Annotated in this window: 7 protein-coding genes; 2 read left to right on the top strand and 5 right to left on the bottom strand. The window is 69.7% G+C overall.

Annotated features, from left to right (window positions below):
• Nucleotides 1-25 precede the first annotated feature (25 nt).
• Nucleotides 26-1408, bottom strand: a complete 1383-nt coding sequence (gene dbpA, locus ACN469_RS38940; protein ID WP_498776629.1) for an ATP-dependent RNA helicase DbpA — start codon at nucleotides 1406-1408, stop codon at nucleotides 26-28.
• A gap of 332 nt (nucleotides 1409-1740) precedes the next feature.
• Here dbpA and nagZ point away from each other — a divergent pair, with 332 nt between their 5' ends.
• On the top strand, nucleotides 1741-2805 hold the full coding sequence (gene nagZ, locus ACN469_RS38935) for a beta-N-acetylhexosaminidase (RefSeq protein ID WP_498776651.1): 1065 nt from the start codon (nucleotides 1741-1743) through the stop codon (nucleotides 2803-2805).
• A gap of 105 nt (nucleotides 2806-2910) precedes the next feature.
• Here nagZ and ACN469_RS38930 read toward each other — a convergent pair whose 3' ends face one another.
• From ACN469_RS38930 to ACN469_RS38915, 4 genes are all read right to left on the bottom strand, one after another.
• Complete coding sequence (locus ACN469_RS38930) at nucleotides 2911-3366, bottom strand: hypothetical protein (protein WP_498776627.1); 456 nt, start codon at nucleotides 3364-3366, stop codon at nucleotides 2911-2913.
• A 99-nt stretch (nucleotides 3367-3465) separates the two neighbouring features.
• Entirely contained in the window at nucleotides 3466-3960 is a 495-nt protein-coding gene (locus tag ACN469_RS38925; protein WP_498776625.1) for a hypothetical protein, read from the bottom strand.
• Between the two features lie 382 nt (nucleotides 3961-4342).
• On the bottom strand, nucleotides 4343-5626 hold the full coding sequence (bcp, locus tag ACN469_RS38920; protein WP_498776623.1) for a thioredoxin-dependent thiol peroxidase: 1284 nt from the start codon (nucleotides 5624-5626) through the stop codon (nucleotides 4343-4345).
• Between the two features lie 68 nt (nucleotides 5627-5694).
• A complete protein-coding gene (locus tag ACN469_RS38915) occupies nucleotides 5695-6189 on the bottom strand; it encodes a hypothetical protein (protein WP_498776621.1) in 495 nt (164 codons plus the stop codon).
• A 56-nt stretch (nucleotides 6190-6245) separates the two neighbouring features.
• Here ACN469_RS38915 and ACN469_RS38910 point away from each other — a divergent pair, with 56 nt between their 5' ends.
• Nucleotides 6246-6893, top strand: a complete 648-nt coding sequence (locus ACN469_RS38910; RefSeq protein WP_498776619.1) for a hypothetical protein — start codon at nucleotides 6246-6248, stop codon at nucleotides 6891-6893.
• Nucleotides 6894-6908 lie beyond the last annotated feature (15 nt).

Raw genomic sequence — 6908 nt, 5'->3', positions numbered from 1 at the left:
AGGCTGACGCCCATCAACCGGGCGCCTACTTCACGCGCTCAATCTTGTGCTTGCGGCCCTTGATCTTGCCCTCGCTCAAACGCTGGAAGGCCATCTTGGCCACGCGGCGCGCGACGGCGACGTAGGCGATGTGGTCCTGAATCTCAATCTTGCCGACGTCCGTGGCGACGAACCCACCCGCCTCGCCCGTCAGCGCGCCGAGGATGTCTCCCGGCCGCATCTTGTCCTTGCGCCCGGCGGAGATGTACAGCGTCTCCCACTCCGAGCCGAGCGAGCCCGGCTTCGACGCCGCCGCCTCCAGCTCCGCCGCGTCGCCCGCCTCCAGCTTCAGGCCCAGGGACTGCTCAATCTCCTCCACCTTGCGCTTGTCGTTCGGCGCCACCAGGGAGATGGCGAGCCCCGTGCGCCCCGCGCGTCCCGTGCGTCCAATCCGATGCACGTACGGCTCCGGCTGGAAGGGCATGTCGAAGTTGACGACGGCGTCGAGCGCCTCCACGTCGATGCCTCGCCCCGCCACGTCCGTGGCGACGAGCACGCGCGTGGTGAGGTTGCGGAACTTCGCCATGACGCGGTCCCGGTCGAACTGCTCCAAGTCGCCCTGGAGCCCGTCCACGCTGACGCCCGAGTCAGAGAGCGCCTTCGTCAGCTCCACCACCGTCGCCTTGTGGTTGCAGAAGACGATGGCGGAGGACGGCTGGTAGAGCCGGAGCACGCGCAGCAACTGCTGGGTCTTCTCCTCGGGCTTCGTGTCGTAGCGGACCTGACGGATCGCGGGCGTGGCCTCGGTGTCCTCCACCGTCACTCGCACGGGGTCCTTCTGGAACGCGCGGCTCAGGGCCGCGATGTCCGGCGGGAAGGTCGCGGAGAAGAGCACCGTCTGACGCCGTGAAGGCATCGCGCCGATGATGCGCTCCATGTCGTCGCGGAAGCCCATGTCGAGCATCCGGTCCGCCTCGTCCAGCACCACCGTGCCCAGCCGCTTCGTCTCCAGCGCCTCGCGCTCCAGCACGTCAATCACCCGGCCGGGCGTCCCCACCGCGATGTGCACGCCCTTCTCCAGCGCCTCGAGCTGCGGCCGGATGGGCTGCCCGCCCGCCAGCACCAGAATCTGGAGCCCCGGCAGCCGGCGCCCCAGCTTGCGAATCTCGCCCGCCACCTGCGCGCACAGCTCACGAGTGGGGCAGAGCACCAGCCCCTGGAGGCGCCGGTCCTGGAGCTGCACCTGACGCAGCATGGGCAGCGCGAACGCCGCCGTCTTGCCGCTGCCGGTGCGCGCCTGGCCGACCAGGTCCTTGCCCTGGAGCAGCACGGGGATGCTCTGCGCCTGGATGGGCGTGGCCGACTGGAAGCCCAGCTCGGCCAGGACCTGGAGCAAGGGTGGAGACAACTCGAGCGTGGCGAAATCCATCAGGGCCTCGATTGAACGGAGGCGCGGAAGGTGCCTCGGAATCCCGGGGCCCTTGTAGCAGCCGTCCGGGGCGGAACAAGCCCCTGTGTCAATGCACCGTCGGGCGCCGACGCGTGCGACGCCTGGCCGGACACAGCCCACGCTCCAGGTACTCCTTCAGGACGGCGGCGCAACCCGGATGGCGCCCAGCGGACACGGCCGCCCTGGGAGGTGACGGGCAGACGACGCACGGTGTGCCTCGCGAAGGAACGGAGTCCAGCTTGGGCCCGGGTTCTGCGACACTGCGTCCCGTGACTGCCTCCGCCCTCTACCGCGATTGCGCCCGCCTGTTCATGGTGGGCTTCCCTGGGACTCGCATCGACGCCGACCTGGCGGCGCTGATGGATGACGGCATCTATGGCGCCATCCTCTTCAAGCGCAACGTGGGCACCGCCCAGGAGACGGCGACCCTGTGCCGCGAGCTGAAGCTCCGCGCGGGTCGGCCCTTCATCCTGTCGGTGGACCAGGAGGGAGGCCGCGTCGCTCGGCTGCGCGGGGCGCCGTTCACCGCCCTGCCCCCCATGCGCGAGCTGGGACAGCGCGGGGACGCCCGGCTGGTGGAGCGCGTGGGGCGGCTGCTCGCGCATGAGCTGCGCGCGGTCGGCTTCGACTGGGACTTCGCGCCGGTGCTGGATGTGGACACCAATCCCGCCAACCCCGTCATCGGAGACCGGAGCTTCAGCCGGGACGCGGAGGAGGTGGCGCGGCTGGGCGTGGCGCTCGCGCGCGGGCTGGAGGCCGGTGGCATCGCCTCCTGCGGCAAGCACTTCCCTGGACACGGCGACACGACCACGGACAGCCACCTGACGCTGCCCCGGCTTGCGCACGACCTGGAGCGGCTGCGTCGCGTGGAGCTGGTGCCCTTCCGGGCCTTCGCGCAGGCGCGGCTGGCCTCGTTGATGACGGCCCATGTCCTGTTCGACGCGTTGGACAAGGGCGTGCCCGCGACGATGAGCGAGCGAGTACTCACCGGGGTGCTGCGCGAGGAGCTGGGGTTCGACGGAGTGCTCGTCAGCGACGACCTGGAGATGAAGGCCATCGCGGACCACTACACGGTGGAGGAGGCGGCGGTGCAGGGCACGATTGCGGGCGTGGACCTGTTCCTCGTGTGCCACCAGGCGGACGTGCAGCGCCGCGCCATCGAGGCCGTGGTGAAGGCGGTGGAGTCCGGACGGATTCCGCGAGAGCGCATCAAAGAGGCGCACCGCAGGCTCGACGTGCTCGCCGCGCGCTTCGCGCACCCGGCGGAGGACCGGCTCGCCACGCTGGGCGGCGCCGAGCACCACGCGCTCGCCAAGGGGCTCGACAGCGCCTTCGCGGGCAAGGACCCCACCGAGGTCATGCTCGCGTCTCGCTGAGCGTGGCGGCATCACGGGGCACAGCCCCGTGGGCAGAGCCGATGGCCATGCTCGCGTCTCGCTGAGCGTGGCGGTGTCACGGGGCACACGGCCCCGTAGGCCAGGTCAGTGCGGCACCTGGGAGTCCTCGCGAGGCGGAGCCTCTCCGGGCCGCGGGCCCGACACTCCATCCGGCGGCTTGTTCGCGGGCGGGTCTCCCGGCTTGGGAGTGGCCTGTTCGTCCTGTGCCTGTTGCTGTTCCTGCTGGCGTCGGATCGCGGTCGGCGAGCCCTCGGCGATGCCGGGCTCCACGCGCGGAGGGACGTTGTCCACCGCGGTGGGAGGCAGGTTCGCGCCCACGATGTCCTGCACGGGCGCGATGTTGGGCGTGCCCGAGCCACCCGTCCCTGGGCCGAAGCTGCTCAGCGGCTGCGAGTCATTGGCGATGCCCTGATACGGACCGCCCGTCCTGGGAATCTCACGACGGACGCGTTGCTCCTCGCGCTCGCACGCCGTTCCCAGCAACGAAGCCACGGCCAGCGCGCCGGGTAGGAGCCAGCGTCGAATGTTTCCCTGGTTCATGTTCCATCCCTCCGGCGAGCCATTCAGGCTTCAGAGGGATGGATATCCATCCTCGGGCACGGGCGTCGGCGGGGAGCCGTCCGTTCGCCCGACAAGGACCTAGCGCACCAGCCGGCCGTTGCGGTCCTGCCAGCCCTGCGGGCGATAGCCCCACCCATGATTGTAGTCCGAGGGAACGCCCTGCATCGCGCCGTCCTCACCGCCCAGGCCCTGGGCCGCTGGAGCGTAGGAGGCGCCGCCCTCGATGCCGTACCGGTCCTGCATCATCTTCCCCGCGTCATCCAAGAGGGAGTTGTTCTGCTTTCCCTCCAGCTTCGGCGTGCGCGGGTCGATGCTGGAGCCGATGTCCTTGATGGTGCCGTTGTGCCCGCGGTCCGCGACCATCAGCCACGGTGGGGACTTCTCCGGGTGCACGTTGCCCTGCATGTCCAGGAGGGCGTCGGGCTGGACGCCACGCTGGGCGAACGGGCCGCCACGGCTCTCGCCCGGCTGCTTGCCACCTGTCTCGGGCAGGCCACCACAGGCCGCGGCTCCCATGACCCCCACCGTCAACGCCACCACCTGGCTCCACCGACGGAAATTCAGCTCGCGCATGTCCACTCCTAGGCTTGTCTGCCTTCAGGTCCCCGCATCCCAACAAGATGGGCACGCCTGGTGTCCAAACCACGGGACGGGTACACGGCGGCCTCTCGGGCCGCTTGCTCAGTTATGCCCTCGGCGATGCTCGTGCACAGTCTTCTTCGCTGACTCGGTCGACTGCGACTTCTTCGCGACAGAAGCCAGTGTCTCACCGCAAATTTTGCGCGGCGGGCCTCTGCTTTCGCGAAAGATTTTCGCGCTCAAACCCAAGCACTCACAGCGTTGAGCGCCGGAGAAAGACCTTGAGCTGGCGCGAGGTGAGGAGCTGACGTGGACGAGGCTGGCTGCGCCGCGTCCACGCATCTCCGGGAGTGACCTACTTCACTGCCGCGTTCTGCTACTTCCGCTTCGCGGCGGACTTCTTCTTCGCCGGAGCGGACTTCTTCGCCGGAGCAGACTTCTTCGCGGACGCCTTCTTCGCGGGCGCTGGCTTCTTCGCGGACGCCTTCTTCACGGGCGCTGACTTCTTCACGGGCGCTGGCTTCTTCGCGGGCGCTGGCTTCTTCGCGGGCGCTGGCTTCTTCGCGGACGCCTTCTTCGCGGAGGCCGACTTCACAGGCGCGGACTTCTTCGCGGAAGCCTTCTTCACGGGCGCCGCCTTCTTCGCGGAGGCTGTCTCCTTCGCGGGCGGAGCCTTCTTCACAGGCGCTGCCTTCTTCGCGGGCGTGGCCTCGTTCACAGGCGCAGCCACCTTCGCGGGCGCAGCCACCTTCGCGGGCGCAGCCACCTTCGCGGGCGCAGCCACCTTCACGGGCGCAGCCACCTTCGCGGGCGCAGTCACCTTCACAGGCGCAGCCGTCTTCGCGGAGGACGCTTCCTTCGCGGGCGTGGCCGTCTTCGCGGAGGACGCCTCCTTCGCGGGCGTGGCCGTCTTCGCGGGCGCCGCCGCCTTCTTCACAGGCGCCTCATCCACCGCGACATCCGCACCGGCGCCAGCCTCATCCTGCGACGTGGCCTTGCTCGCGGCAGGAGCCTTCGTCGCCGCGGACTTCCGCTTCGTGGGCTCGAACTTCGTCACCTGCGCCGGCGCCGTCAACGGCGTCCCCGCGAGCGGAGTGACCTCATCGTACGCCTGCTCCGAGCCCCTCACATACGCCGCGGACAGCTCGGGCGCCTGCGCCTCCACCTCTAACGCGGGCGCACCCGGCGCCGGCGCACTCGGCTTCGCCCCCAGCGCGGCGAGGACCTCCACGACGTGGCCGTTCACCTTCACCTTCGGCCACACCTGCTTCACCTTGCCATCCGCTCCAATCAGGAACGTGGCGCGGTTGATACCCAGGAACTTGCGTCCATACAGCGACTTCTCTCCCCAGACGCCGTAGGCGTCCGACACCTGGTGCTCGGTGTCCGCCAGCAACGGGAAGGGGAGGTTGAACTTGGTCGCGAACTTGCGATGGCTCGCGGTGTTGTCCGCGGACACACCGAGCACCACCGCGCCGGCACCCTCCAACACCGAGTGCTCATCGCGGAAGGCACACGCCTCCACGGTGCATCCAGGAGTGTCATCCTTCGGATAGAAATAGAGGACGACGTTCTTCCCCGCGAGCTGCGAGAGCGTCACGGAGTTGCCGTCCTGGTCCTGAAGCACGAAGTCGGGAGCCGCGTCACCTGCTTGGGGCATGGGCATGCGCGCTCCATAGCCACAAACCCGGCGCGTTCTCAATCATCCGTGAGCGACGTCACACGGCGTCAATGCGGCTCGCCCCCGTGCTCGTGGCCCTCTTCACCAGGAGGGTGGCTCTTGGCCTCCAGCCGGACCAGGTCCGCGCGACACTGCGCGAGCGCCTGGGTGAGCGGCTCGCGCGTGGCGTCATCGGTCGCCTGTCCCAGCTTCTTCGCCAGCGCCTCGCACGCGGCGCGCTTCACGTCCGCCTCGCTGGTGCCCGGCCCCGTCGCGCCGGGGGTCGCCAGCGGGCGCGGTGGCAGGCTGCCCCGCAGGCCTCGGATGGCCGCGAGGCGCTTGTCCGCTTCCGGACGCGAACGAGAACCCGCGGGCACCTTCTCCAGGGACGCCACCACTCCGTCCCACGCCGGGTCCGTCGGCGGGACGCCCTTGTCCACCAGCGCCTCGTACTGCTCATTGGCTTCCTGGAATTGCTTCTTCCCCGAGTCACACCCGGAGAAGAGGAGCCAGCAAAGCCCGAGTGAGAGCATGGTCGGCAGCGGTCGGAAGGCGGTCCACATGACGCGTAGGTACCTCTTGCTGGCCTCCGGAGGGAAGCGCGGGTAGGGTCCGCGTCGTGCAGCCCATTCTCCTTGCCTTCCTGCTCGGTCTGTCCCAGGGCCTGCTCCACGCCGTGGGGCCGGACCATTGCGCGGCCGTGGCCACGCTTGGAACCCTGAATGGGGGCCGGCGTCGCGCGGCCATCGCCACCGCCTTCCGCTTCGCGCTGGGGCACGCGGCCATGCTCGGCGGCATCGCCTCCCTGTGCCTCCTGGCCGGCGTGGGGCTCTCCGAGACTTTCGAGCGCTGGGCCGAAATCTTCGGCGGCGCCGTGCTGGTGGCCCTCGCCGTGACGGCGCTGCTGTTCCCCAACAGCCTGAACCACGGCCACCCCCACCTCCCCCACCACTCCAAGGAGCCGCACGAGCACGTGCACACCGTCAGCACCGCCGCGGGCGCGCTGATGGCCGTCAGCGGCGTGCGCTCGCTGCTGCTCGCCCTGCCCCCGCTGCTCGTGGGCGGCAGCATGAGCCTGGCGGCGTGGACGTACCTGCCTGGCTTCGCGCTGGGCATCCTCATCGGCATGGGCACCGTGGGTCTGCTCTTCGCCGAGGGCATCACCCGCCTCAACGACCGCATCACCCGGTGGGTGCAGCGCGTCGTCGCCGTGGGCTCCGGTGCGCTCGGCCTGTTCTGGATTGGCTCCCGCCTGGCGGGCGGCTGAACCCAAACACCACCG

This window comes from Corallococcus terminator (genome assembly GCF_049194865.1).
Lineage (GTDB): Bacteria > Myxococcota > Myxococcia > Myxococcales > Myxococcaceae > Myxococcus > Myxococcus terminator_A.
Note: the sequence above shows the minus strand (reverse complement) of the source record. Positions and strands in the feature narration are given on the sequence as shown.

Bases quoted from the DNA above. Each gene is read 5' to 3' on its own strand.
- dbpA (WP_498776629.1), bottom strand. From the start codon at position 1,408: ATGGATTTCGCCACGCTCGAGTTGTCTCCACCCTTGCTCCAGGTCCTG.
- nagZ (WP_498776651.1), top strand. From the start codon at position 1,741: ATGGTGGGCTTCCCTGGGACTCGCATCGACGCCGACCTGGCGGCGCTG.
- ACN469_RS38930 (WP_498776627.1), bottom strand. From the start codon at position 3,366: ATGAACCAGGGAAACATTCGACGCTGGCTCCTACCCGGCGCGCTGGCC.
- ACN469_RS38925 (WP_498776625.1), bottom strand. From the start codon at position 3,960: ATGCGCGAGCTGAATTTCCGTCGGTGGAGCCAGGTGGTGGCGTTGACG.
- bcp (WP_498776623.1), bottom strand. From the start codon at position 5,626: ATGCCCCAAGCAGGTGACGCGGCTCCCGACTTCGTGCTTCAGGACCAG.
- ACN469_RS38915 (WP_498776621.1), bottom strand. From the start codon at position 6,189: ATGTGGACCGCCTTCCGACCGCTGCCGACCATGCTCTCACTCGGGCTT.